The following is a 21,652-nucleotide window of genomic DNA, read 5'->3' as shown; positions in this document are numbered from 1 at the left end:
TCAGACCAGGAGTGATCATGGAAGCGGCATTCTGGCATCAGCGCTGGGCCGAAAATCGAATCGGTTTCCACCAGCGCCAGGTCAACCCTTACTTGCAACGTCATTGGCCCGACCTCCAGCTGCCAGAAGGTTCGCAGGTCCTGGTGCCGTTGTGTGGCAAGAGTCTGGATCTGGCCTGGCTTGCCGAGCGGGGTCATGAGGTGCTCGGCGTGGAGCTGTCGCGCCAGGCGGTACAGGCATTTTTCACCGAGCAGGGGCTGCAGCCGACGATCGAGCGGCATGGCGAGTTCGAGGTCTGGCGCAGCGGGACGGTGCAGCTCTGGTGCGGTGACTTCTTCGCCTTGCGTGCAGAGGATCTGGTCGCCTGCGCGGGTCTCTACGACCGGGCCGCGCTGATCGCTTTCCCGGCGCCGATGCGCCAGCTCTACATGGCGCATCTGGCCAGGCTGCTGCCGCCAGCTTGCCAGGGGTTGCTGGTCACGCTCGATTACCCGCAATCCCTGGTCGAAGGGCCACCCTTCGCCGTGTCGAACGACGAAGTGCTGCGGGGATTGGCCGCCTGGCAGCGAGTCGAGAGGCTGGAGGAAGGGGATATCATCGAGCAGAGCCCGCGATTTCTCCAGGCTGGCGTAACCAGGCTTCGCGAACGTGTCTACCGCTTGCAGCGATAACGGCCGCGGTGCATGAAAAAGGGCGACCGAAGTCGCCCTTTTTCATGGCTGGCCGAATGAATCAGCCGCGACGGCGCAGGGCCTCGATACGGTCTTCCAAGGGCGGATGGCTCATCAGCAGCCCGGCCAGGCCCTGCTTGAGGCCGCCGTTGATGCCGAAGGCGTGCAGCGAGTCAGGCATCTGCACCGGCATGCCCTGTTCGGCACGCAGGCGCTGCAGGGCGTTGATCATCGCGCCTGTCCCGGCCAGCCGGGCGCCGGCGTCGTCGGCGCGGTACTCGCGACGTCGCGAGAACCACATGACGATGATGCTGGCCAGAATGCCCAGGACCAGCTCGGCCACGATGGTGGCGACGTAATAAGCAATACCCTGGCCTTCCTCGTTCTTGAAGATCACCTTGTCGACGAAGTTGCCAATGATGCGTGCGAAGAACATCACGAACGTGTTGACCACGCCTTGCACCAGCGCCAGCGTCACCATGTCGCCGTTGGCCACGTGACCGATCTCGTGGGCGAGCACGGCGCGCACCTCGTCGGGCGAGAAGCGTTCGAGCAGGCCCTGGCTGACCGCCACCAGGGCGTCGTTGCGGTTCCAGCCGGTAGCGAAGGCGTTCGCTTCGTAGGCCGGGAAGATACCCACCTCGGGCATCTTGATCCCGGCTTCGCGAGACAGTTCCTCTACCGTTTGCAGCAGCCACTGCTCATGGCGAGTGCGCGGCTGGGTGATGATCTGGGTACCGGTGCTCATCTTCGCCATCCATTTGGAGATGAGCAACGAAACGATGGAGCCGGCGAAACCGAACACGGCGCAGAAGACCAGCAGCTGGCTCAGGTCGAGGTCGACCCCATTGGCTGCCATGAACCCGTTGAAGCCGAACAGGCTCAGGGTAATGCTTGCAACCAGCACCACCGCGAGGTTGGTGGCCACAAACAACAAGATGCGCATCATGGTTGTCACGTTCTCCTGACGGATGAAATGTTGCGTACTGCGGGGGTATATAAGGGGGAGGGGGCGCCGATTCAACCGGGGGACTATTTCAAACTGTGTAGGACGTAGTATGACAGAGGATGCGAGAAGCTCTGTGGGATACAGCGTTGCAGAATGTAAGAAGAATCCGAGAGGCGGTTATGAAATGGACTGGCCGCCTCGTTGCAGAGGCCCCAATGCCTCGATGGCCGTGCTACCAGCACGACCGGTGGGCGTTTGCAGAGGCGGCACAGGGCCGCCCTGCCGCCCAGCACGGCAGGGCGGCCGCTCAAGCCCACGGCGCGCGGCCTTACTGGCTGTAGGTCCGCAGGAAATTGCCGATGCGGCCGATGGCCTGTTCCAGGTCATCCACGCGTGGCAAGGTCACCACGCGGAAATGATCCGGCCACGGCCAGTTGAAAGCGGTGCCCTGGACGATCAGCAGCCGCTCCGACAGCAGCAGGTCGAGCACGAATTTCTCGTCGTTGTGGATGGGGCAGACCTTCGGGTCGATCCGTGGGAAGGCGTACAGCGCGCCCATTGGCTTGACGCAGCTGACGCCGGGGATGTCGTTGAGCAGCTCCCAGGCGCGGTTGCGCTGTTCGAGCAGACGGCCGGGCGGCAGGACCAGGTCATTGATGCTCTGGTAGCCGCCCAGGGCGGTCTGGATGGCGTGCTGGGCCGGTACGTTGGCGCATAGGCGCATGTTGGCCAGCATGTCGATGCCCTCGATGTAGCTCTGCGCGCGGTGCTTGGGCCCGGAAATGATCAGCCAGCCGGAGCGAAAGCCCGCCACGCGGTAGGACTTCGACAGGCCGTTGAAGGTCAGGCAGAGCAGGTCCGGGGCCAGCGAAGCGGTGCTGACGTGCACGGCCTCGTCGTAGAGGATCTTGTCGTAGATCTCGTCGGAGAACACCACCAGGTCGTGCTGACGCGCCAGTTCCAGCATGCCCAGCAGCAGTTCGCGCGAATACACCGCGCCGGTCGGATTGTTCGGGTTGATGATCACCATTGCCTTGGTGTTGGGCGTGATCTTGGCCTTGATGTCGTCGAGATCCGGGAACCAGTCGGCCTTTTCATCGCACAGGTAATGAACCGGCCTGCCACCGGCCAGGCTGACCGCGGCCGTCCACAGCGGGTAGTCCGGTGCCGGGATCAGGACTTCGTCGCCGTTGTCGAGCAAGGCCTGCATGGACATCACGATCAGTTCGGAGACGCCATTGCCCAGGTAGATGTCCTCGATGCCGACGCCTTCGATCTGCTTCTGCTGGCAGTATTGCATCACCGCCTTGCGCGCGCTGAACAGGCCCTTCGAGTCGCTGTAGCCCTGGGCGGTCGGCAGGTTGCGGATCACGTCCTGGAGGATTTCGTCGGGCGCCTCGAAGCCAAACGGCGCCGGATTGCCGATGTTCAGCTTGAGGATGCGATGACCTTCCTCCTCGAGGCGTTTGGCGTGCTTGAGCACCGGGCCGCGAATGTCGTAGCAGACATTGGCGAGCTTGTTCGATTTGCTGAACTGCATGATGAAATCCCGATTGGAGAGGTCGCAGCGCTGCGCCGTCGAAAGGTTTGAAAAAGGCGGAGCGTGGGTGCCAGACTGATGTCAGACGAGGAAAGCGCACTAATATACGTGCTCCCCGCGCCCTCGAAAAGACGGCGCGGTGCAAATTCAAGCCTGCCGAGGTCCAGCCATGCAGAAGATCGAAAAGACATTGGAACAATGGCGCGAGATGCTCGATCCCGCGCAATACCAGGTGTGCCGTCTCAAGGGCACCGAGCGGCCATTCAGTGGCAAGTACAACGGCGAGCGACGCGACGGTATCTATCACTGCATCTGCTGCGATGCGCCGCTGTTCGACGCCAAGGCCAAGTTCGACTCCGGTTGCGGCTGGCCGAGCTTCTATGAGCCGCTGCAAGACAATGCCATGATCGAGGTGCGCGATACGTCCCATGGCATGATTCGCACCGAGGTCACCTGTGCCCGCTGCGACGCGCACCTGGGGCACGTGTTTCCGGATGGCCCGCCGCCGACCGGCCTGCGCTACTGCATCAACTCGGTCTGCCTGGAGCTCAAGTCTCGTGCGTGAAGACAAAGCGGTTCACGGCGTCGATCTGCAGGACATCGCTTGCGTGACCCTCGGGGGCGAGCACAGGAAGCTCGGCGATTTTCCAGGCAAGGCGCTACTGGTGGTCAATACTGCCAGCCAGTGCGGCTTCACGCCTCAATACAAGGGGCTGGAGCAGCTGTGGCAGGCTTATCGTGCTCGCGGCCTGGTCGTGCTGGGATTCCCCTGCAACCAGTTCGGTCAGCAGGAGCCAGGCGACGCGCGAACCATCGCGCAGTTCTGCAAGCGCAACTTCGAGGTGAGTTTCCCGATGTTCCGCAAGATCGAAGTCAACGGCCCAGGCGCGCACCCGTTGTTCGTCGAGCTCAAGCGCCGCGCTCCGGGCTTTCTCGGCAGTGAACGGATCAAGTGGAATTTCACCAAGTTCCTGGTCGACCCCGCCACTGGCCGGGTCACGCGCCATGCGCCGTTCACCAAGCCCCAGGCGCTGGAGTCGGAGATCGAGGCACTGCTCGGTCGCTGAGGCGGCAGGCTGGCGCCTGGCCATGTTCGGCCGCCATTAGAGCAGGATGGGCGATTTGTGGCCGCAACTGCATTTGCCGGTTGATGCAAGCGTCTTCGCTGGCATAATCGATGCTGATCTGGATGACACGAGCAAGGCCCGAGCCTGACACCTATCAGGATGGTCGGACAGGCTTGCTTGCAGGACAGGCGATCAGCGACTCGATATCCGTGAGTCCCGAGCCAGTTTTGCGCTGCGTGCGCTGTCCAGCATGGCCGAACCATCCCCCGGCAGCTGGCGAACCTGCCATTTGGTCCATCCGTTTGTTTTAACCCGTCCCGAGGAGTGGTCATGGACCCCCGCCTTACCGTTTTCCTGGAGCGAGCCGAATCGGTGCTCGCCCGCCTCGAACCCTTGCTGCCTGCTCCCCGTCCCGAGATCGACTGGCAACAGTGCCTGGCCGCGCGCTGGCAGCGCGACGGACGCAGCGGCTATCTGCTGCCCCTGGAGGTCAGCCTGGACATTCGTCTGAGCGACCTGATCGGCGTCGACCAGCAGCGTGAGCAGCTGGGCCGCAATACCCGGCAGTTCATCGACGGCATGCCGGCCAACCATGCCCTGCTCTGGGGCTCGCGTGGCACCGGCAAGTCTTCGCTGGTGCGGGCGTTGCTGGCCGAACATGCGCCGGCCGGGTTGCGTCTGATCGAGATCGAGCGCGACCACCTGGCCGACCTGCCTCGCGTCGTCGAGCAGCTGCAGAAGCTGCCGCAACGCTTCATCCTGTTCTGTGACGACCTGTCGTTCGAGGCCGGCGAAGGCGACTATCGCGTGCTCAAGAGCGTGCTCGACGGTTCCCTGGAACAGGCGCCCGACAACGTCCTGCTCTATGCGACCTCCAATCGTCGTCATCTGGTACCGGAAAAGCAGAGCGACAACGAAAACTGGAAGATGGTCGACGGCGAGCTGCATCCGAACGAGGCGGTGGAGGACAAGATTGCCCTGTCCGACCGTTTCGGCCTGTGGCTGTCGTTCTATCCGTTCAGCCAGGAACATTTCCTCGACGTGGTCGAGCACTGGATCGGCCAGCTCGCCAGCTCCGCCGGCCTGGCCTGGCAGCGCGACGAGGCGCTGGAGAAGCTTGCCGTGCGCTGGGCCACCGGGCGCGGCAACCGCAACGGCCGTTGCGCCTATCAGTTCGCCCGCTATTGGGTCGGGCTGCAGTTGCTGGAACACAAGGCATGATCGATCTGACTGCCACGGGCAAGGGGTTGGACGGCTACGCGATGCTGGCGGCGCAGGTGCAGGCCCTGTTCGCCGACGAACGTGACTTCATTGCCAATGCCGCACAGTTTTCGGCTTTCCTCTACCACCAGGTGGAGGACCTCAATTGGGCCGGTTTCTACCTCAATCGTGACGGGCAGCTGGTGCTGGGCCCGTTCCAGGGGCAGGTCGCGTGCGTGCGCATCCCGTTCGGCAAGGGCGTCTGTGGCACCGCGGCCGCCACCGGCCAGACCCAGCGGGTCGAGGACGTGCATGCCTTCCCAGGGCATATCGCCTGCGACAGCGCTTCGAACAGCGAGCTGGTGATTCCGCTGGTCAAGGAAGGTCGCCTGATCGGCGTGGTCGACCTGGACAGCCCTCGCCTGGGCCGCTTCACCGTTCAGGACCAGCAAGGGCTGGAGCAGCTGGCCAGGATCTTCCTCGAGCTGACCGACTGCTGAACAGGCCGCGGGGTAGCCTCGGCTCGCCCCGCAGCCTCTGCAGGCATCTCCTGCCGACTGTCACCAAGCTGTCAGGTTGGCCTGTCAGTCTCCAGCAAACAGCGCCGGAGGCCACGACATGACCCATGCCGAATGTTCTCGTCCGTCCCGCAGGCAAAGGGTGCGGACGCTGTGGATCTCCGATGTCCACCTCGGTACACGTGGCTGTCAGGCCGAACATCTGTCAGGCTTTCTGCGACGCTACCAGGCCGATCGCCTCTACCTGGTCGGCGACATCATCGACGGCTGGAAACTGCGTGGCGGGATCTACTGGCCGCAGAGTCATACCAATGTCATCCGCCGCCTGTTGAACATGAGCAAGCGCGGCACCGAAGTCATCTACGTGACTGGCAACCATGACGAGTTTCTGCGCCGCTATTCCAGGCTGATGCTTGGCAACCTGCGGCTGGTCGATGAAGCCGAGCACCTCACCGCCGACGGTCGCAGGCTGCTGGTGATTCATGGTGACCAGTTCGATGTCATCACGCGCTATCACCGCTGGCTGGCTTGGCTTGGCGATCGAGCCTACACCCTCAGCCTGACGCTCAACCGCTGGCTCAACCACTGGCGCGCACGGCATGGTCACGGCTACTGGTCGCTTTCAGCCTATCTCAAGCACAAGGTCAAGGGCGCGGTGAGCTTCATCAGCGATTTCGAACATGCCATCGCCCACGAATGCCTGCGCAGAGGCTTTCAGGGGGTAGTCTGCGGACACATCCATCATGCCGAGATCCGTCAGCTTGGTGGGGTCGAGTATTTCAACTGCGGCGACTGGGTCGAGTCCTGCACGGCACTGATAGAACATTGGGATGGCAGCATCGAGCTGTATCGCCTGACCGATGCCCAGGCGCGACCGCTCGGGCCGGTGGCCCTGGCGCGCGAGCCGGCCTGAGGCACAGGGCACGGCTAGAGCCCGACCTTGCCGAGCAAGACGTCGCGGAACATCGCGAAATCCCCGAGCAGGCTATACCACGGGTGGGTGAAGGTCGCTGGGCGGTTCTTCTCGAAGAAGAAGTGGCCGATCCAGGCGAAGCCGTAGCCGACGAGCGGAACCAGCGACAGTAGCCACCAACTGCCGCTGGCGATCACGTAGGCGAGCAGCGCGATGACCAGGCTGGTACCAATGAAATGCAGGCGCCGACAGACCGGATCGTTGTGTTCGCCAAGGTAGTAGGGATAGAAATCGGCAAAGCTGCGAAAAGGAGTGGCGCGGCTCATCTGGATTGTCCGCCTGCGGTTGCCTGAGAAAGATGAATAGCTTGCTTGCATTCGGATTCTAGGATGACGAAGGCGCATCGACAGTGACAATAGGCGCCAATTGAGTATCCTTTGCAGGCAACCACCCTAGCGGCCAGCGCGGAAACCGGTCATGAGCGAAAGAACCACGTCAGCCAGCTGGGCTTCCGGTATCGTCAAGGCGTTGGAGCTCGAAGGGCTCGACTGCCAAGCCATGTTCCGCAGGCTGGGCCTGGACTTCTCCGCCCTGGACGATCCTGACGCCCGCTTCACGCAGGACTCCCTGACGCGCCTGTGGATGCTCGCCGAAGAACTGTCGGGCAACCAGGCCATCGGCCTGAACATGGCTCGGTTGGTGCGCCCGGCGTCATTTCATGTGGTCGGTTATGCGCTGATGTCCAGCCGGACCTTGGCCGAGGGGTTCAGGCGCCTGGTGCGTTACCAGCGCATCATTGCGGAAAGCTCCGACCTGACCTTCGGCCTGGAGCCGGAAGGTTATGCGCTGGTGCTCAGCGTCTACGGCGACCACCTGCCACCCACCCGACACAGCGCCGAGGCTTCGCTGGCTTGCGCGCTGTCACTGTGCCGCTGGCTCAGTGGACGTGCAATGGCGCCACGCAAGGTCTTCATCCGGGGCGCGCAGCCACGCGATGTCGAACCCTACCGCGCGGTTTTCCGTGCGCCACTGGTCTTTGGCGCTGCCCACGACGCGCTGATCTTCGATCCGCAGGACATGGAGGCGCCGTTGCCGACGGCCAACGAAGCCATGGCCACGCTGCATGATCGCTTCGCCGGTGAATACCTGGCGCGGTTTTCCGGTAGCCGGGTGACCCACCGTGCCCGCCAGGTGCTGTGTCGTGTGCTGCCTCAGGGCGAGCCCAAGCGGGAACTGGTGGCCCAGGCCCTGCACATGTCGCAGCGCACCTTGCAACGACGGCTCCAGGAGGAGGGCACCAGTTTTCAGGCGTTGCTCGACGATACCCGACGCGAGCTGGCAGAACAGTATCTTGCGCAACCTGGCATGACCCTGCTGCAGACCGCCTACCTGCTCGGCTTCGCCGACCCGAGCAACTTCTACCGGGCGTTCCGCCGCTGGTTCGATGCCACGCCCAGCGAATATCGGGCGCGCCTGGCAGGCCTTCCCGCCGTGTTCAGTGACGCCAGAACGCCGGCATGCACAACACCAGCACGGTGATGATTTCCAGGCGGCCTAGCAGCATGCCGCCGGCCAGTATCCACTTGGCCGCATCTGGCAGAGTCGAGAAGTTGCCCGCCGGCCCGATCACCTCGCCCAGCCCTGGTCCGACCCCGGACACGGTACTGGCCGCGCCGGTCAGCGCGGTCATCCAGTCGACGCCCAGCAATGACAGCAGCAAGGCGATCAGGCAAATGGTGATGGCGAAGAAGAAGGAAAAGGTGAGGATGGAACGTACGATTTCTTCGTCCAGGCGGTGACCGTTGTATTTCTGCTTGATCACCGCGCGTGGATGGATGAGCTGGTTGAGGTTGGCTTTGAGCAGGATGTAGGCCACCTGGAAACGGAAGATCTTGATACCGCCCGCGGTCGAGCCCGAGCAGCCGCCGATGAAGCCCAGGTAGAAGAAGAACATCAGCGAGAAATTGCCCCACAGGCTGTAGTCGCCGAGGGCGAAGCCGGTGGTGGTGACCACCGAGGTCACGTTAAGCGCGACATGACGCAGGGCATCGAGCCAAGGCAGGTCGGTGGTCAGCCAGTACCAGCTGCCCAGTACCACCCAGGTCGCCACCAGTAGCCCGAGCAGCCCCTGCACCTGCTGGTCGCGCCATAGCGCCCAGCGATTGCCGCGCAAGGTGGCCACGTACAGGGTGAACGGCAGGCTGCCGAGAATCATCACCACCACGGCGACCCAGTGCACGGCGGGAATGTCCCACTTGGCCAGGGACAGGTCGGAGGTGGAAAAGCCACCGGTGGAAATCGCCGACATGGCGTGATTGATGGCGTCGAACGGCGACATGCCCGCCCACCAGAAGGCCAGGCTACCGACGATGGTGATGCCGACGTACACCAGCACGATCGACTTGGCGACCATGTGCGAACGCGGCATGACCTTTTCCGAGCGATCGGAGGATTCGGTCTGGAACAGGCGCATGCCACCGATGCGCAGCAGCGGCAGGATCGCCACGGCCATGCCGATGAAGCCGATGCCGCCGAGCCAGTGCAGCATCGAACGCCACATCAGGATGCCGGGGGACAGGTTGTCCAACCCGCTGAGCACGGTCGAGCCTGTGGCGGTGATGCCGGACATGCTTTCGAAGAAGGCGTTGGTGTAGCTGATGTGCTGGGTGAACAGGAACGGCAGGGCGGCGAACACGCAGACCACCAGCCAGCTGCAGACCGTCAGCAGGTACATGTCGCGAGGGCGCAGGTGCACATGTTGGGGCCGACCCTGGGCGACCATGGCCAGCCCTGCGACGAAGGTGAGCAGGCTCGACCAGAGGAACGAGGGCAGGTCGCCGGTGCGCTCGAAGACCAGCAAGGTCGCCATGGGCACGACCATGCTCACTGCCAGGGTGATCAGGAAGATGCCGATGATGAACGCGATGATCCTGATGGTCGGCAACGCCATGTGAACTGCTCTGACTCGCAACGGGGAAGGGCGCCATTCTACTCTCGGGATCGGCGGCTGCAAGCCGCAGGCTTCGAGCCGCGAGCCGCAAGTGGAGTCCCAGCGTCGATCCGCTCTTGCTCTTGCTTGCAGCTCGAAGCTCACGCCTTGAGAATGGCCGCACATCCATATGCCAGGAGGGTAGCCCGTGGAGGCTCTCGATGCACTGCTCAACCGCGTTTCCGTTCCACGCCTGACTGATCCGGCGCCGAATGCCGCGCAGCGCGAGGCACTGTTCCAGGCGGCGTTGCGCGCTCCGGATCATGGCCAGTTGCGTCCTTGGCGCTTCCTCACCATCGAAGGAGCCGGGCGTGACAGGCTCGGTGAGCTGTTCGCCGAGGCCCTGCGCCAGAAGGGCGAGGCCAGCCAGGCTGCGCTGGACAAGGCGCGTGCCATGCCCTTGCGCGCACCGCTGCTGATCGTGGTGATTGCTCGCCCGCAGGCGCATTTCAAAGTGCCGCTGTCCGAGCAGCGCCTGGCGGCTGGATGCGCAGCCCACGGCATTCTCATCGCGGCGCATGCACAGGGCATCGGCGCGGTATGGCGTACCGGCGACATGGCATACGACGCACACGTGGCGAGCGGGCTGGGCTTGCAGGACAACGAAGAGCTGATCGGCTATCTGTATCTCGGCACCCCAGCCACCGAGCCGCGCAAGGCGCCAGTGCTGGCGACCGGAGATTATGTGAAGGCGTGGGGCGAGCAGGGCCACGGCTGAACGATCGGAGCGGCCACCGCCGCGGCCTGGACCTGCCGCGATGGACCGCGCGGCGGCCTCAGGATCTGGCAGACAATACTCTTTTCCTCGTTGGTAGTGCGGGGCGCTTTGCGCCCCATTGCGGCCCTGCGGCCACTCCCACAGCCGTGCCATCGAGGGTAGAGCGTTGGCGGCCTGGTGGGCCGCGATCTGCCGGACAAGAGTCAGCGCAGACACCTCACTGTCCTGCAGAACCTCCCGCCACAGGCAACTCCAGCCGCGCCAGAAAACCTCCTTGGCGATGGTTGTTCAACGCCAGGCTACCCCCGTGTCGCTCCGCTGCCTTGCGGGCGATGGCCAGCCCCAGGCCGTGGCCGGTTGCCGTCTGTCCGGGTGCGCGGAAGAAAGGTTCGCCCAGCTGTGACAAGTGCTCGATTGCCACGCCAGGGCCATGGTCGCGCACGCTCAGCACGATCCGTTGCTCTTCACGATGTGCACCGATTTCGATCGGCTGCCCCGGCGGGTTGAAGCGCAAGGCATTGCGCACCAGGTTATCGATGGCGCGCTCGAGCAGCGTCGGCCAGCCTTGCAGCACCAGGCCAGGCTCGGCTTCCAGGCGGATGTCCTGGTCTGGTGCGCTGAGCTGAGCGTCCTTGCGCACGCTGCCGAGCAGGGCATTGACGTCGATCGGTTCGGCGTGGGCCTGTTCGGCGTCTACCCGAGCCAGTTCGAGGATTTCGCTGATCAGGTCTTCGAGACGGTCGCATTCGCGTGTCAGGCGCGGCCAGAGCGCCTGACGCTGTTCGGGCTCGGCGCGCTCGGCCAGGGCCAAGGCTATGCGCAGCCGCGCCAGGGGCGAACGAAGCTCGTGGGAAACGTCACGCAGCAGCTGGCGTTGGCTGCCGATCAGGCTTTGCAGCCGGGCACCCATCTTGTTGAAGTCGGTGGCCAGTACGCCGAATTCGTCGCGTCGGTCGGCCAGGCGGGCCAGGCTAGTCTGCTGGTAGCTGGTCTGGCCCAGGTCATGCACGGCGCTGCGCAGACGACTGAGCGGGCGGGTAATCGACAAGGTCACCAGCAGGCTGAACAGGGTCAGCACGACCAGCGCGATACCCAACGCGCTCAATGGCCAGATCAGGCTGTCGCGATGCCAGGCATCCAGTTCCGGGTGGGGGATGCGGTAGATCAGCAGGTAGTTCTCGCCACTGTAGGGGCTGGTGTATTCCTCGGTCAGGCGGCGCCAGGGCAGGCGCCGCTGGTCATTGTGCTGGCGCGCCTCGAACGCTGCCGCCCGATGTGGGAAGGTGCCTGGCACCACGGCCTTGCCGCTGTCGTCGAGTACCTGAACATCGATCTTGTAGCGATGCTTGCGTCGTTCCAGGAAGCGTTGCGCCGAGGCCAGGCCTTCCTGTTCGTAGTGCTGGGTCCAGCGGCTGGCCAGGGTGTTCAGGCCAGGGTGGCGACTGAGAATCCAGGCATCCTGGTTCAGCATGTGGCCAAGCAGGATCGACAGGCCGGCGACCAGGGCGATGGCCAGCCAGAAGCTGGCCAGGATGCGCCAGAACAATGAACGCAAGGCATGCACCTCCAACGAACGGAAACAGCCCGACCCGCCAGGAGGCGGGTCGGGCGCGGGGCAGATAGCTTACTGGGCCTTGCGGGCTTTTTCAGCCTTCCAGGCCTGGAACTCCTGCCACTCGGCCTTGCGCGCGGCGCGCTCCTTTTCCAGCTGGTCGAACTTCTTTTGCTGCTCAGGCTTGAGCAAGGCACGAATGTCAGCCTGGGTCTTGTCGCGGCTGGCTTTGATTTCGTCCTTCATGGCCTTTTTCTCGCCTGCTGGCAGCTTGTCCAGGTAACGCTCGGTGATGTCGCGGCGTGCTTTCATCTGCTCGCCCATCAGCTTGCCGACCTGCTGGCGCTGCTCGGGGCTCAGGTCCAGTTGGGCGAACGGCGCGGCACCACGGTGATGGGGGCCTTCGTGGCGTGGACCACCTTCAGGCATGGCCATGGCCACGGTTGGCAGGGCGGCGGCGAACAGCAGGGCGGTAAGGGTCTTGCGCATGATGTTTCTCCTTTCATGGGCCGGCGTCCACCGGATGAGCCCAGTCTAGGGAAACCAAGGTCAAGGGCGGTCAGCGCTAGGTAAAGCCTTGGTAAAGAGCTGCAAGTTGCAAGCTTCCAGCTGAACGCGGTGCCGATACGCTCCTGCGTGTGGCTCAGGGACTGTAGTAGTAGCCGCGGCTGCGCAATGCGACTATCCGCGGGCGACCGTCAGGGTGCGGGCCGATCTTCCTGCGCAGGTTGCTCACATGCATGTCCAGACTGCGGTCGTACAGGGTCAGCTTGCGGCCCAGGGCAAGTTGGGCCAGCGCCTGCTTGTCCAGCGGTTCGCCGGGCTGGCGCAGCAGGGCTTCGAGGATGCGGCTTTCCGAAAGCGTGAGGGTCATTTCGCGGCCCTCGATGGCTACCACGCCGCGGGCCGGGCTGAAGGCCAGGTCGCCTGCTTCGAGCTGGCTGGGCGTGGTCACCGGGTGGCTGCGGCGCAGCACTGCCCGCAGGCGCGCGGTCAGTTCGCGCGGATCGCAGGGCTTGGCCAGGTAGTCGTCGGCCCCCAGCTCCAGGCCGAGGATGCGGTCCAGTGGCTCGCCGCGCGCCGAAAGCATCAGCACCGGCAGGTCGGCATGCTCGCTGCGCAGTTGCTTGAGCAACTCCAGGCCGCTGCCATCCGGAAGCATGACGTCCAGCACCACGGCGGCAGGCGCCTGGCTGGCCAATGCCTGGCGTGCGCCCTGGCCGTCGTGGCAGGCCGTCACGCAGAACCCTTCCTGGGTCAGCCAGCTGCCCAGCAGCTCGCACAGTTCCTGGTCATCATCAATCAGTAACAGGTCGCTCATGACTCACTCGGGACGACATGGGCGGCGCGGGGGCGGGCGCCGCCGGAAAGCTCAGGGCAGGACCTGCTTGAACGGCTTGACCACGACCTGGTCGTAGACGCCCGCGGCGACGTAAGGGTCGGCCTCGGCCCAGGCACGGGCCGCGGCCAATGATTCGAATTCGGCGACGATCAGGCTGCCGCTGAACCCCGCCTCGCCGGGATCGTTGCTGTCGATGGCCGGATGCGGGCCAGCCAGGACCACCCGACCCTCGCTCTTGAGTTGCTGCAGGCGCTCGATATGGGCCGGGCGAGCGGCCAGGCGTTTTTCCAGCGAGCCTTCGACGTCGCTGGCGATGATGGCGTAGAGCATGTCAGTCCTCGTGCTTTGGGGTGGACGGCGGGGTAGAGGTAGCGTCATGCAGGTGGCGCGACAGGTAGACGCCCTGCGCGACCAGGAACAGCACGGTCATGCCCAGGCTGCCGAAGACCTTGAAATCGACCCAGAAGCGCTCGAAGGTGAAGGCCACGAACAGGTTCGCCGCGCCACAGAACAGGAAGAACAGGATCCACGCCACGTTCAGGCGCAGCCAGACCGGTTCGGGAAGCGTCAAGGCATGGCCCATGATGCGCTTGATCAGCACCCGATCGCCAATGAAGTGGCTGGCCCCGAAGCCCAGGGCGAACAGCCAGTTGACCACCGGAGCCTTCCACTTGAGGAAGGTTTCGCTGTGGAACGCGAGGGTCAGGCCGCCGAACACCAGGCAGGCGACCAAGGTCAGCCACTGACCTTTCTCCAGCTTGCGCTGGCGCAGGAACAGCGCGCCGTAGACGATCAGCGAGCTGCCGATCAGCACCTTGGTGGCGCTGTAGATGCCGCCGAGCTCGAAATCGTGGCCGGCAAGCTCCACCAGGCGTGGATCGAGCTTGTAGACGATGAAGAACAGCAGCAGCGGGATGAAATCGATGAATTGTTTCACAGTGGCAGCCAGAAGCAGGATGTGGCGGCATAATAACAAACATCGATCCAGGCGAAAGCGCTCCCCCCCATGAATCTTGATCTGCACTGTCACAGCACGGCCTCCGATGGCGCGCTGACACCTACCGCGCTGGCCGCCAGGGCCCACGAGCACGGGGTGCGCATGCTGGCGCTGACCGACCACGATACCCTCGATGGCCTCGTCGAGGTCCGCCAGGCCTGCACTGCGCTGGGCTTGCACTGGGTCAGCGGGGTCGAGCTGTCCTGTACCTGGGGTGGCGCTACCATCCATGTGCTGGGCTACGACTTCGCGCTCGACGCCCCGCCCCTGCTCGAAGCCGTCGAAAAGCTGCATCGCGGCCGCTGGCTGCGCGCCGAGGAAATCGATCGGCGCCTGGCGGCCAAGGGCATGCCCGGTGCGCTGGAGGGCGCCCGAAGCATCCAGCAGGCGCTGGGAGACAGTGGCAACGCGCCGGCGCGCCCGCATTTCGCCGAATTCCTGGTGCGTGCCGGCCACGTCAAGGATCGCGCCGAAGCGTTTCGCAAATGGCTGGGCGCCGGCAAGCTGGGCGATGTCAAGCTGCACTGGCCCACGCTCGAGGAAACCGTTGCGGTGCTGCGTCGGTCAAATGCCTGGGTGAGCCTGGCGCATCCCATGCACTATGAGCTGACGCGCAGCAAGCGTCGACGCCTGGTCGCCGACTACATCCAGGCCGGCGGACAGGCATTGGAAGTGGTCAACGGGATGATGCCGGCCGAGCAGGTAGGCACGCTGTCCATCCTCGCCCGCGAGTTCGGTCTGCTGGCAAGTGCCGGTAGTGACTTCCATGGTCCCGGCACCTGGGGCGAGATCGGTGCCTACCGACCTTTGCCCGAGGATCTGCCGCCGCTCTGGCGCCGATTCAGCCATGACCAGTCAATTACGCCATGAACAGGACGAGCATGTGAGCCAATTCTTCCAGATCCATCCGGAGAACCCGCAGCCACGGCTGATCCGCCAGGCCGTGGACATCATTCGCAAGGGCGGCGTGGTGGTCTACCCCACCGATTCGGCCTATGCCTTGGGTTGCCAGATCGGCGACAAGAGCGCCGTGGAACGGGTTCGGCGCCTGCGCCAGCTGGACAAGAACCACAACTTCACGCTGATGTGCTGCGACATGTCACAGCTGGGCTTGTACGCCAAGGTCGACACGGGGACGTTCCGCCTGCTCAAGGCCCATGTGCCGGGGCCCTACACCTTCATTCTCAACGGCACCCGCGAGGTGCCGCGCCTGCTGCTGCACGAGAAGCGCCGGACCATCGGCCTGCGCGTGCCGGATCATGCCATCACCCTGGCGCTGCTGGCCGAACTGGGCGAGCCGTTGATGAGCGTCAGCCTGATCCTGCCGGGAGACGAGGAGCCGATGACCGATCCTTACGAGATCCGCGAGCGGCTCGAGCACCAGGTCGACCTGGTCATCGACGGCGGCTTTGGCGACCTGAAGGCGTCCACGGTGATCAACCTGGCCGACGAGCGGCCAGAGGTGATTCGCGTCGGCTGTGGCGACCCCGCGCCGTTCCTGGCGCCCGCATGAGCGAGGCGCAGGGCATTGAGGCCCTGGCCAGCCAGGCTGAGCCGGCGCAACTGCAGTTGGCCCTGGTCTATGGCCAGGCGCTCACCGAGTTGCCGGTCGACTTGTACATCCCGCCGGATGCGCTGGAAGTCTTCCTGGAAGCCTTCGAAGGTCCGCTGGACCTGTTGCTGTACCTGATCCGCAAGCAGAACATCGACATCCTCGACATTCCGGTGGCGGAAATCACCCGTCAGTACATGGGCTATGTCGAGCTGATGAAGAGCGTGCGCCTGGAGCTGGCCGCCGAGTACCTGGTCATGGCCGCCATGCTGGCCGAGATCAAGTCACGCATGCTCCTGCCGCGTGTCGCCACTGCCGAGGAGGACGAGGGCGATCCGCGCGCCGAACTGATTCGTCGGCTGCAGGAGTATGAGCGCTTCAAGGCGGCGGCCGAGGACCTCGACGGTCTCGCCCGGGTCGGCCGCGAGATCATCGTGCCGCGTCTGGAGGCGCCCCAGGCCAAGGTGCGCAAGCTGTTGCCGCAGGTCAGCCTGGAAGAAGTGCTGCTGTCCATGGCCGAGGTGATGCGTCGCAACGACCTGTTCGAAAGCCACCAGATCACCCGCGAGACCTTGTCGACCCGCGAGCGCATGAGCGATGTGCTCGAGCGCCTCGAGGGCAACGGCTTCGTACCGTTCGGCCAGCTGTTCACGGCGGACGAAGGCAAGCTCGGGGTAGTGGTCACCTTCATGGCGATTCTCGAACTGGTGAAGGAATCGCTCGTCGAACTGGTGCAGAATGAGCCTTTCGCGCCCATCCATGTCCGGGCCCGCACCGAGTGACGCAACGAGCAGTCTGGCAATCATGAACCTGAACGAACCGCGCGACCTGGCGTCGCTGATCGAAGCTTTCCTGCTGGCCTCGGGCAAGCCGCAATCGCTCGAGCGCTTGTACGAGCTGTTAGAGGAGGCCGAACGGCCGGCCCCGAACGTATTCCGCAAGGCCCTGGAGCTGCTGGCCAAGTCGTGCAGCGGGCGAGCCTTCGAACTCAAGGAGGTGGCGACCGGCTACCGCCTGCAGATTCGCGAGGTCTATGCGCCCTGGGTCGGACGTCTGTGGGAGGAACGTCCGCAGCGTTATTCGCGAGCCTTGCTCGAGACCCTGGCGCTGATCGCCTATCGCCAGCCGGTGACCCGCGGCGAGATCGAAGAGGTGCGTGGCGTCGCGGTCAACAGCAACATCACCCGGACCTTGCTCGAACGCGAGTGGATCCGCGTGGTGGGCTACCGCGAAGTGCCCGGGCGTCCGGCCATGTTCGCCACCACCAAGGCGTTTCTCGACCACTTCAATCTCAAGAGCCTGGACGAGCTGCCGGCGCTGGCCGAGCTTCGCGAGCTGGAGCCCGAGCCGCTGCTCGAGCAAGAGGACGCGCCGGTTCCGGAGCGTTTGCAGGCCCTGGCCGACGCCAGCCTGGCCGAGGACCAGGAGGCACTGCCCGAGGGGCGTGAGGAAACCAGTTTCCGCACCTTGCTGGTGGAGCTCGATGCCATGGAAGAGGGCTTGAAGGTCGATTTCGACGACCTGCGCCAGGAACCCCTGGATAGTGCAGCGCAATCGGAGCAAGCCCTGCTGGAGGACGAAGTGGAGTCGTCATTGCCGCGCGACTGAAGCTGGCTTGCCGGCAAGCGCCGCCTGTCCGGAAAAAACCCGAGGTCGCGGTGCGCTCGGCCCGCGAACGGCGTATGATGCGCGCCCCTGCGACGCGTTCGTCGTCGCCAACGTCTTGATCCTTACACCGGGAGGTGCCCAGATGAGTGACAACGACCTGCAAGAAAACCAACCTATTCGACCTGCCGGCGAAAAGCTGCAGAAGGTCCTGGCGCGTATCGGCGTCGGCTCGCGTCGCGATGTCGAGGCCTGGATCAGCCAGGGTCGGATCAAGGTCAACGGTGTCGAGGCCACGCTGGGCCAGCGTGTCGACCTGCATGACGCCATTGCCGTGGATGGCAAGCTGATCAAGCGCGAGGAAGCGGCCGAGTCCGTGCGCCGGGTGATCATGTACAACAAGCCCGACGGCGAAATCTGCACGCGCGACGACCCTGAGGGGCGTCCGACCGTGTTCGATCGCCTGCCACGTCCCAAGGAAGGCCGCTGGATCAATATCGGTCGCCTGGACATCAACACCACCGGGCTGCTGCTGTTCACCACCGATGGCGAGCTGGCCAACCGTCTGATGCATCCTTCCTACGAGATGGACCGCGAATACGCGGTACGGGTGCGGGGCGAGGTCGACGACGACATGCTCAAGCGCCTGACCGACGGCGTCATGCTCGAGGACGGCCCGGCCAAGTTCACCGACATCCAGAAAGCGCCCGGTGGCGAAGGCTTCAACCACTGGTACCACTGCGTGGTGATGGAAGGCCGCAACCGCGAGGTGCGTCGCCTCTGGGAGTCCCAGGGCGTGGTGGTCAGCCGCCTCAAGCGGGTGCGTTTCGGGCCGGTGTTCCTCAATGCCGACCTGCCGATGGGCCGCTGGCGGGAAATGAGCCAGGGTGAAATCGACATTCTTTCTGCCGAGGTCGGCTTGCAGCCAGTCGCCTTGCCGGCGATGAACCTCAAGACCAAGGACAAGCTCGAACGCCTGCAGCGCAAGTCGACCCGTCCCTTGGGGCGCAACGAGCGTGCGCGGACCTTGCGTCCGGCGCAGGAGGCCGCAGCCGAGCGGCCGGCGCGCCAGGCGCGGGAAGAGGCGCCGCGCAAGGGGGGGCGAAGCAGCACCGTGGCCGAGCGACCAGGCGACATGCGCAAGCGTCCGGCGCGCCCCGAGGGTGGCCGGCCCTCCGGCGGTCGTCCAGACGGTGGCAAGCCTGCCGGTGGCGGGCGCAACAAGCCGCGCGACTGATCGAGGCAGCGCCAGCCGGGCAGTTGCCTGGCTGGCCTGGATAGCGTCGGCCAGGCAACCTGGTCGGCACCGGAACAATCCGATTTCGACCGGGAAAATACGCAACGCGTTGACGCCCGCGCCTGGGCAGGGGTATACAGTGCGCCGCGTTTTACCTGTGAGCCTCATCGCATATCGCACATTCCCGCCGGCCTCCGGTCGAGTCGCCGCGGGAAACCCAAGGTAGCCCACCTTGCTCATTCCGCCGCGCCAGGCGCGGTGGGTCCGATTCTGTCACAGCTAGAAGCAGGGTGACTCCGTTCATGAATGGACAAAACACGCCTTCCGGCGAACTCAAGCGCGGCTTGAAGAACCGCCACATTCAGCTGATTGCCTTGGGCGGTGCCATCGGCACCGGCCTGTTCCTCGGTTCGGCCGGGGTCATGAAGTCCGCCGGGCCGTCGATGATCCTCGGCTATGCCATCTGTGGCTTCATTGCCTTCATGATCATGCGCCAGCTGGGCGAGATGATCGTCGAGGAGCCGGTGGCCGGCTCCTTCAGCCATTTCGCGCATCGCTACTGGGGCGGCTTCGCAGGCTTCCTGTCCGGCTGGAACTGCTGGGTGCTGTACATCCTGGTCGGGATGTCGGAGCTTTCCGCGGTCGGCAAGTACATTCACTACTGGTGGCCGGAAATACCGAACTGGGTGACCGCCGCGGTGTTCTTCGTGCTGATCAATGCCGTCAACCTGGCCAACGTCAAGGTCTTCGGCGAGGCGGAGTTCTGGTTCGCGATCATCAAGGTCCTGGCCATCATCGGCATGATCGCCCTGGGAAGCTACCTGCTGGTCAGCGGACGCGGCGGCAGCGAAGCCTCGGTGAGCAACCTCTGGGAACATGGCGGCTTCTTCCCGAACGGCTTCGGTGGGTTGGTCATGGCGCTGGCGATCATCATGTTCTCCTTCGGCGGCCTGGAGATGCTCGGCTTCACCGCGGCCGAGGCCGACCAGCCAAGGACGGTGATTCCCAAGGCCATCAACCAGGTCATCTACCGCATTCTGATCTTCTATATCGGTGCGCTGGTGGTACTGCTGTCGCTGACGCCCTGGGACAGCCTGGTCAAGAGCATCGACGCGGCGGGAGGCAGCTATGCCAGCAGTCCGTTCGTGCAGGTCTTCTCGCTGCTTGGCAGCGACGTGGCTGCCCACCTGCTCAACTTCGTCGTGCTCACCGCCGCGCTATCGGTATACAACAGCGGCACCTACTGCAATGCACGGATGCTCTACGGCATGGCTGAGCAGGGCGATGCGCCGGCCGGCCTGGCCAGGGTCGATCGGCGTGGCGTTCCGGTGCGCGCGATCCTGGTGTCTGCCGCGGTGACGGTGGTGGCGGTACTGCTGAACTACCTGATGCCGCACGATGCCCTGGAGCTGCTGATGTCGCTGGTGGTCGCGGCGCTGGTCATCAACTGGGCGATGATCAGCTATTCGCACCTCAAGTTCCGCCAGCATCTCGAACGTACCGGGCGCCAGCCATTGTTCAAGGCGCTGTGGTACCCGCTGGGCAATTACCTGTGCCTGGCCTTCGTGGTGCTCATCCTCGGCATCATGCTGCAGATCCCGGGCATCCAGGTCTCGGTCTATGCGATTCCGGTATGGCTGGTGGTCATGTACCTGTGCTACCGGGTCAGCCATGCGCGCAAGCTCCGGGCCGGCGTTGCGCCAGGCGCCTCGAGCGACTGACGACGCGCCGGCGAGTCGCTGCCGCCGGGCAGCGGCTCACCGGTCTCAGATCTGCTCCAGCAGCCAGCCGCGGAAAGCCCGCAGCGAAGGCAGCGCTTCGTTGCGCGGCGGGTAGATCAGGTAATAGCTGCGCTGGCTGGCGAAGGCCGCTGCCGGGCTGAACAGCTCGCCATTGGCCAGTTCCTCCTGCACGAGGATCCTGGGCACCAGGCCGATGCCGATGCCGGCCCTGACGGCCTGGATCAGGTGCGACGTCAGCTCGAAGCTCGGGCCCAGGCGCATGCCGCGATGGGGCAGGGCGTGGTGAGAGAACCATTCGCCCCAGGCGTGCGGATTGTTGGCCACGGTGAGCAGCAACTGTTCGCTGATCCTGGCCGCGGTCCATGCCTCGGCCTGCTGCGCCGCCGACGGCGGCAACACCACCACCAGCTCTTCGGCATGCAACCTGTGGCAGACCAAGCCTGGCAGGTCGTGGCTGGCCACGCCGATGGCGGCATCGATTTCGCTGGTTTCGAAGTCGATCGCCTCGATCCGCGAATGGATATGCACCAGCATGCCCGGATGGGCGGTATAGAAGGCATGCAGGCGCGGCAGCAACCATTTGGAGCCGAACGTCGGCAAGGTGGCCAGGCGAAGCGTGCCGACCCCGGACTGGTAGGCCAGGGCCTGCAAGGTGGCGCTACGGATCCGTCCGAGCGCTTCGCTCAACTGGCGCTGGTAAAGGCGCCCGACATCGGTCAGTTGGACCTGGCGCCCTTCACGCCTGAACAGGGTCAGGCCCAGTTGCTTTTCGAGCGCCTGGACCTGGCGGCTGACGGCACTCTGGGTCAGGGAAAGCTCCACCGCGGCTCGCGTGTAGCTTTCGTGCCGGGCTGCCGCCTCGAAGGCCAGCAGGAGCGACATGGACGGTGTCAGGTGGCGGTAATTCATTCATTGAAGTCATCGATAGCGGCAGGATTATCCGTTTGCCCTTGCTTCGAAAGTACAGGAACATTGCCCTATTCGTCATTCGGCCTGGATCGATTCATGCCGTTACGACAGGCAACCAGGCCATGCGCCGATTGCCCACCACCGTGAACCA

The 21,652-nt window shown here is 64.3% G+C and carries 24 protein-coding genes; 14 read left to right on the top strand and 10 right to left on the bottom strand.

The window, feature by feature from the left end; genetic code table 11:
• Positions 1–17: 17 nt before the first annotated feature.
• Positions 18–671, top strand: a complete 654-nt coding sequence (locus ACY8GK_RS09465; protein WP_196181054.1) for a thiopurine S-methyltransferase — start codon at positions 18–20, stop codon at positions 669–671.
• A 61-nt stretch (positions 672–732) separates the two neighbouring features.
• Here the strand turns inward: ACY8GK_RS09465 and htpX are convergent, their stop codons facing one another.
• On the bottom strand, positions 733–1,620 hold the full coding sequence (gene htpX / locus ACY8GK_RS09460) for a protease HtpX (protein WP_196181052.1): 888 nt from the start codon (positions 1,618–1,620) through the stop codon (positions 733–735).
• A gap of 328 nt (positions 1,621–1,948) precedes the next feature.
• Positions 1,949–3,160 (bottom strand): pyridoxal phosphate-dependent aminotransferase, encoded by a 1,212-nt coding sequence (locus ACY8GK_RS09455; RefSeq protein WP_196181050.1) that lies wholly within the window; start codon positions 3,158–3,160, stop codon positions 1,949–1,951.
• A gap of 169 nt (positions 3,161–3,329) precedes the next feature.
• On the opposite strand from ACY8GK_RS09455, the gene msrB reads away from it, so the two are divergent.
• The 5 genes from msrB (at position 3,330) to ACY8GK_RS09430 (ending at position 6,858) form a co-directional block, all read left to right on the top strand.
• Positions 3,330–3,725 (top strand): peptide-methionine (R)-S-oxide reductase MsrB, encoded by a 396-nt coding sequence (gene msrB, locus ACY8GK_RS09450; RefSeq protein WP_196181048.1) that lies wholly within the window; start codon positions 3,330–3,332, stop codon positions 3,723–3,725.
• The gene (locus ACY8GK_RS09445) at positions 3,718–4,227 is read left to right on the top strand and encodes a glutathione peroxidase (RefSeq protein WP_462402882.1); all 510 of its coding nucleotides are present in this window, start codon (positions 3,718–3,720) and stop codon (positions 4,225–4,227) included. The genes msrB and ACY8GK_RS09445 overlap by 8 nt, the downstream gene beginning before the upstream one ends.
• A gap of 330 nt (positions 4,228–4,557) precedes the next feature.
• Positions 4,558–5,448, top strand: coding sequence for an ATP-binding protein (locus tag ACY8GK_RS09440; protein WP_196181045.1), 891 nt, complete (start codon positions 4,558–4,560; stop codon positions 5,446–5,448).
• Positions 5,445–5,927 carry a GAF domain-containing protein gene (locus ACY8GK_RS09435; protein WP_462402881.1) on the top strand — a complete coding sequence of 161 codons (483 nt, stop codon included), beginning with the start codon at positions 5,445–5,447 and terminating at the stop codon, positions 5,925–5,927. The genes ACY8GK_RS09440 and ACY8GK_RS09435 overlap by 4 nt, the downstream gene beginning before the upstream one ends.
• Positions 5,928–6,045: 118 nt before the next feature.
• Complete coding sequence (locus ACY8GK_RS09430; protein ID WP_462402880.1) at positions 6,046–6,858, top strand: UDP-2,3-diacylglucosamine diphosphatase; 813 nt, start codon at positions 6,046–6,048, stop codon at positions 6,856–6,858.
• Between the two features lie 14 nt (positions 6,859–6,872).
• Here the strand turns inward: ACY8GK_RS09430 and ACY8GK_RS09425 are convergent, their stop codons facing one another.
• Positions 6,873–7,184 (bottom strand): DUF962 domain-containing protein, encoded by a 312-nt coding sequence (locus ACY8GK_RS09425; protein WP_196181042.1) that lies wholly within the window; start codon positions 7,182–7,184, stop codon positions 6,873–6,875.
• A 151-nt stretch (positions 7,185–7,335) separates the two neighbouring features.
• Here ACY8GK_RS09425 and ACY8GK_RS09420 point away from each other — a divergent pair, with 151 nt between their 5' ends.
• Positions 7,336–8,397 (top strand): AraC family transcriptional regulator, encoded by a 1,062-nt coding sequence (locus ACY8GK_RS09420; protein WP_462402879.1) that lies wholly within the window; start codon positions 7,336–7,338, stop codon positions 8,395–8,397.
• Here ACY8GK_RS09420 and ACY8GK_RS09415 read toward each other — a convergent pair.
• The gene (locus ACY8GK_RS09415) at positions 8,354–9,808 is read right to left on the bottom strand and encodes a TrkH family potassium uptake protein (protein WP_196181040.1); all 1,455 of its coding nucleotides are present in this window, start codon (positions 9,806–9,808) and stop codon (positions 8,354–8,356) included. The genes ACY8GK_RS09420 and ACY8GK_RS09415 overlap by 44 nt on opposite strands.
• Before the next feature lie 187 nt (positions 9,809–9,995).
• On the opposite strand from ACY8GK_RS09415, the gene ACY8GK_RS09410 reads away from it, so the two are divergent.
• A complete protein-coding gene (locus ACY8GK_RS09410) occupies positions 9,996–10,565 on the top strand; it encodes a nitroreductase family protein (RefSeq protein WP_462402878.1) in 570 nt (189 codons plus the stop codon).
• A gap of 217 nt (positions 10,566–10,782) precedes the next feature.
• Here the strand turns inward: ACY8GK_RS09410 and ACY8GK_RS09405 are convergent, their stop codons facing one another.
• The 5 genes from ACY8GK_RS09405 to ACY8GK_RS09385 all read right to left on the bottom strand — a co-directional run bounded on the left by ACY8GK_RS09405 (position 10,783) and on the right by ACY8GK_RS09385 (position 14,396).
• Positions 10,783–12,120 carry a sensor histidine kinase gene (locus ACY8GK_RS09405; protein ID WP_462402877.1) on the bottom strand — a complete coding sequence of 446 codons (1,338 nt, stop codon included), beginning with the start codon at positions 12,118–12,120 and terminating at the stop codon, positions 10,783–10,785.
• Positions 12,121–12,189: 69 nt separating this feature from the next.
• Entirely contained in the window at positions 12,190–12,606 is a 417-nt protein-coding gene (locus ACY8GK_RS09400) for a Spy/CpxP family protein refolding chaperone (protein ID WP_196181037.1), read from the bottom strand.
• 154 nt (positions 12,607–12,760) lie between these two features.
• Positions 12,761–13,438: a response regulator transcription factor gene (locus ACY8GK_RS09395; protein WP_196181036.1), complete on the bottom strand. Its 678-nt coding sequence runs from the start codon at positions 13,436–13,438 to the stop codon at positions 12,761–12,763.
• A 51-nt stretch (positions 13,439–13,489) separates the two neighbouring features.
• Positions 13,490–13,789, bottom strand: coding sequence for a YciI family protein (locus tag ACY8GK_RS09390; RefSeq protein WP_196181034.1), 300 nt, complete (start codon positions 13,787–13,789; stop codon positions 13,490–13,492).
• 1 nt (position 13,790) lies between these two features.
• Positions 13,791–14,396: a septation protein A gene (locus tag ACY8GK_RS09385; RefSeq protein ID WP_196181032.1), complete on the bottom strand. Its 606-nt coding sequence runs from the start codon at positions 14,394–14,396 to the stop codon at positions 13,791–13,793.
• A 69-nt stretch (positions 14,397–14,465) separates the two neighbouring features.
• On the opposite strand from ACY8GK_RS09385, the gene ACY8GK_RS09380 reads away from it, so the two are divergent.
• From ACY8GK_RS09380 to ACY8GK_RS09355, 6 genes are all read left to right on the top strand, one after another.
• Positions 14,466–15,326 carry a PHP domain-containing protein gene (locus ACY8GK_RS09380; protein ID WP_196181030.1) on the top strand — a complete coding sequence of 287 codons (861 nt, stop codon included), beginning with the start codon at positions 14,466–14,468 and terminating at the stop codon, positions 15,324–15,326.
• A gap of 13 nt (positions 15,327–15,339) precedes the next feature.
• Positions 15,340–15,969: an L-threonylcarbamoyladenylate synthase gene (locus ACY8GK_RS09375; protein ID WP_196181087.1), complete on the top strand. Its 630-nt coding sequence runs from the start codon at positions 15,340–15,342 to the stop codon at positions 15,967–15,969.
• A 122-nt stretch (positions 15,970–16,091) separates the two neighbouring features.
• On the top strand, positions 16,092–16,790 hold the full coding sequence (locus tag ACY8GK_RS09370) for a segregation and condensation protein A (protein WP_462403007.1): 699 nt from the start codon (positions 16,092–16,094) through the stop codon (positions 16,788–16,790).
• A 22-nt stretch (positions 16,791–16,812) separates the two neighbouring features.
• Entirely contained in the window at positions 16,813–17,616 is an 804-nt protein-coding gene (gene scpB, locus ACY8GK_RS09365) for an SMC-Scp complex subunit ScpB (protein WP_462402876.1), read from the top strand.
• Between the two features lie 142 nt (positions 17,617–17,758).
• Positions 17,759–18,850, top strand: a complete 1,092-nt coding sequence (gene rluB, locus ACY8GK_RS09360; RefSeq protein WP_462402875.1) for a 23S rRNA pseudouridine(2605) synthase RluB — start codon at positions 17,759–17,761, stop codon at positions 18,848–18,850.
• 302 nt (positions 18,851–19,152) lie between these two features.
• Positions 19,153–20,571: an amino acid permease gene (locus tag ACY8GK_RS09355; protein ID WP_196181024.1), complete on the top strand. Its 1,419-nt coding sequence runs from the start codon at positions 19,153–19,155 to the stop codon at positions 20,569–20,571.
• A gap of 45 nt (positions 20,572–20,616) precedes the next feature.
• Here the strand turns inward: ACY8GK_RS09355 and ACY8GK_RS09350 are convergent, their stop codons facing one another.
• Positions 20,617–21,501 carry a LysR substrate-binding domain-containing protein gene (locus ACY8GK_RS09350; protein ID WP_462402874.1) on the bottom strand — a complete coding sequence of 295 codons (885 nt, stop codon included), beginning with the start codon at positions 21,499–21,501 and terminating at the stop codon, positions 20,617–20,619.
• Positions 21,502–21,652: the final 151 nt, after the last annotated feature.

The sequence above is a fragment of the Pseudomonas sp. Marseille-QA0332 genome (genome assembly GCF_054950175.1).
Note: the sequence above shows the minus strand (reverse complement) of the source record. Positions and strands in the feature narration are given on the sequence as shown.

Coding starts and splice junctions, on each gene's coding strand:
- ACY8GK_RS09465 (WP_196181054.1), top strand. CDS start 18: ATGGAAGCGGCATTCTGGCATCAGCGCTGGGCCGAAAATCGAATCGGT.
- htpX (WP_196181052.1), bottom strand. CDS start 1,620: ATGATGCGCATCTTGTTGTTTGTGGCCACCAACCTCGCGGTGGTGCTG.
- ACY8GK_RS09455 (WP_196181050.1), bottom strand. CDS start 3,160: ATGCAGTTCAGCAAATCGAACAAGCTCGCCAATGTCTGCTACGACATT.
- msrB (WP_196181048.1), top strand. CDS start 3,330: ATGCAGAAGATCGAAAAGACATTGGAACAATGGCGCGAGATGCTCGAT.
- ACY8GK_RS09440 (WP_196181045.1), top strand. CDS start 4,558: ATGGACCCCCGCCTTACCGTTTTCCTGGAGCGAGCCGAATCGGTGCTC.
- ACY8GK_RS09435 (WP_462402881.1), top strand. CDS start 5,445: ATGATCGATCTGACTGCCACGGGCAAGGGGTTGGACGGCTACGCGATG.
- ACY8GK_RS09430 (WP_462402880.1), top strand. CDS start 6,046: ATGACCCATGCCGAATGTTCTCGTCCGTCCCGCAGGCAAAGGGTGCGG.
- ACY8GK_RS09425 (WP_196181042.1), bottom strand. CDS start 7,184: ATGAGCCGCGCCACTCCTTTTCGCAGCTTTGCCGATTTCTATCCCTAC.
- ACY8GK_RS09420 (WP_462402879.1), top strand. CDS start 7,336: ATGAGCGAAAGAACCACGTCAGCCAGCTGGGCTTCCGGTATCGTCAAG.
- ACY8GK_RS09415 (WP_196181040.1), bottom strand. CDS start 9,808: ATGGCGTTGCCGACCATCAGGATCATCGCGTTCATCATCGGCATCTTC.
- ACY8GK_RS09400 (WP_196181037.1), bottom strand. CDS start 12,606: ATGCGCAAGACCCTTACCGCCCTGCTGTTCGCCGCCGCCCTGCCAACC.
- ACY8GK_RS09395 (WP_196181036.1), bottom strand. CDS start 13,438: ATGAGCGACCTGTTACTGATTGATGATGACCAGGAACTGTGCGAGCTG.
- ACY8GK_RS09390 (WP_196181034.1), bottom strand. CDS start 13,789: ATGCTCTACGCCATCATCGCCAGCGACGTCGAAGGCTCGCTGGAAAAA.
- ACY8GK_RS09380 (WP_196181030.1), top strand. CDS start 14,466: ATGAATCTTGATCTGCACTGTCACAGCACGGCCTCCGATGGCGCGCTG.
- scpB (WP_462402876.1), top strand. CDS start 16,813: ATGAACCTGAACGAACCGCGCGACCTGGCGTCGCTGATCGAAGCTTTC.
- rluB (WP_462402875.1), top strand. CDS start 17,759: ATGAGTGACAACGACCTGCAAGAAAACCAACCTATTCGACCTGCCGGC.
- ACY8GK_RS09355 (WP_196181024.1), top strand. CDS start 19,153: ATGAATGGACAAAACACGCCTTCCGGCGAACTCAAGCGCGGCTTGAAG.
- ACY8GK_RS09350 (WP_462402874.1), bottom strand. CDS start 21,501: ATGAATTACCGCCACCTGACACCGTCCATGTCGCTCCTGCTGGCCTTC.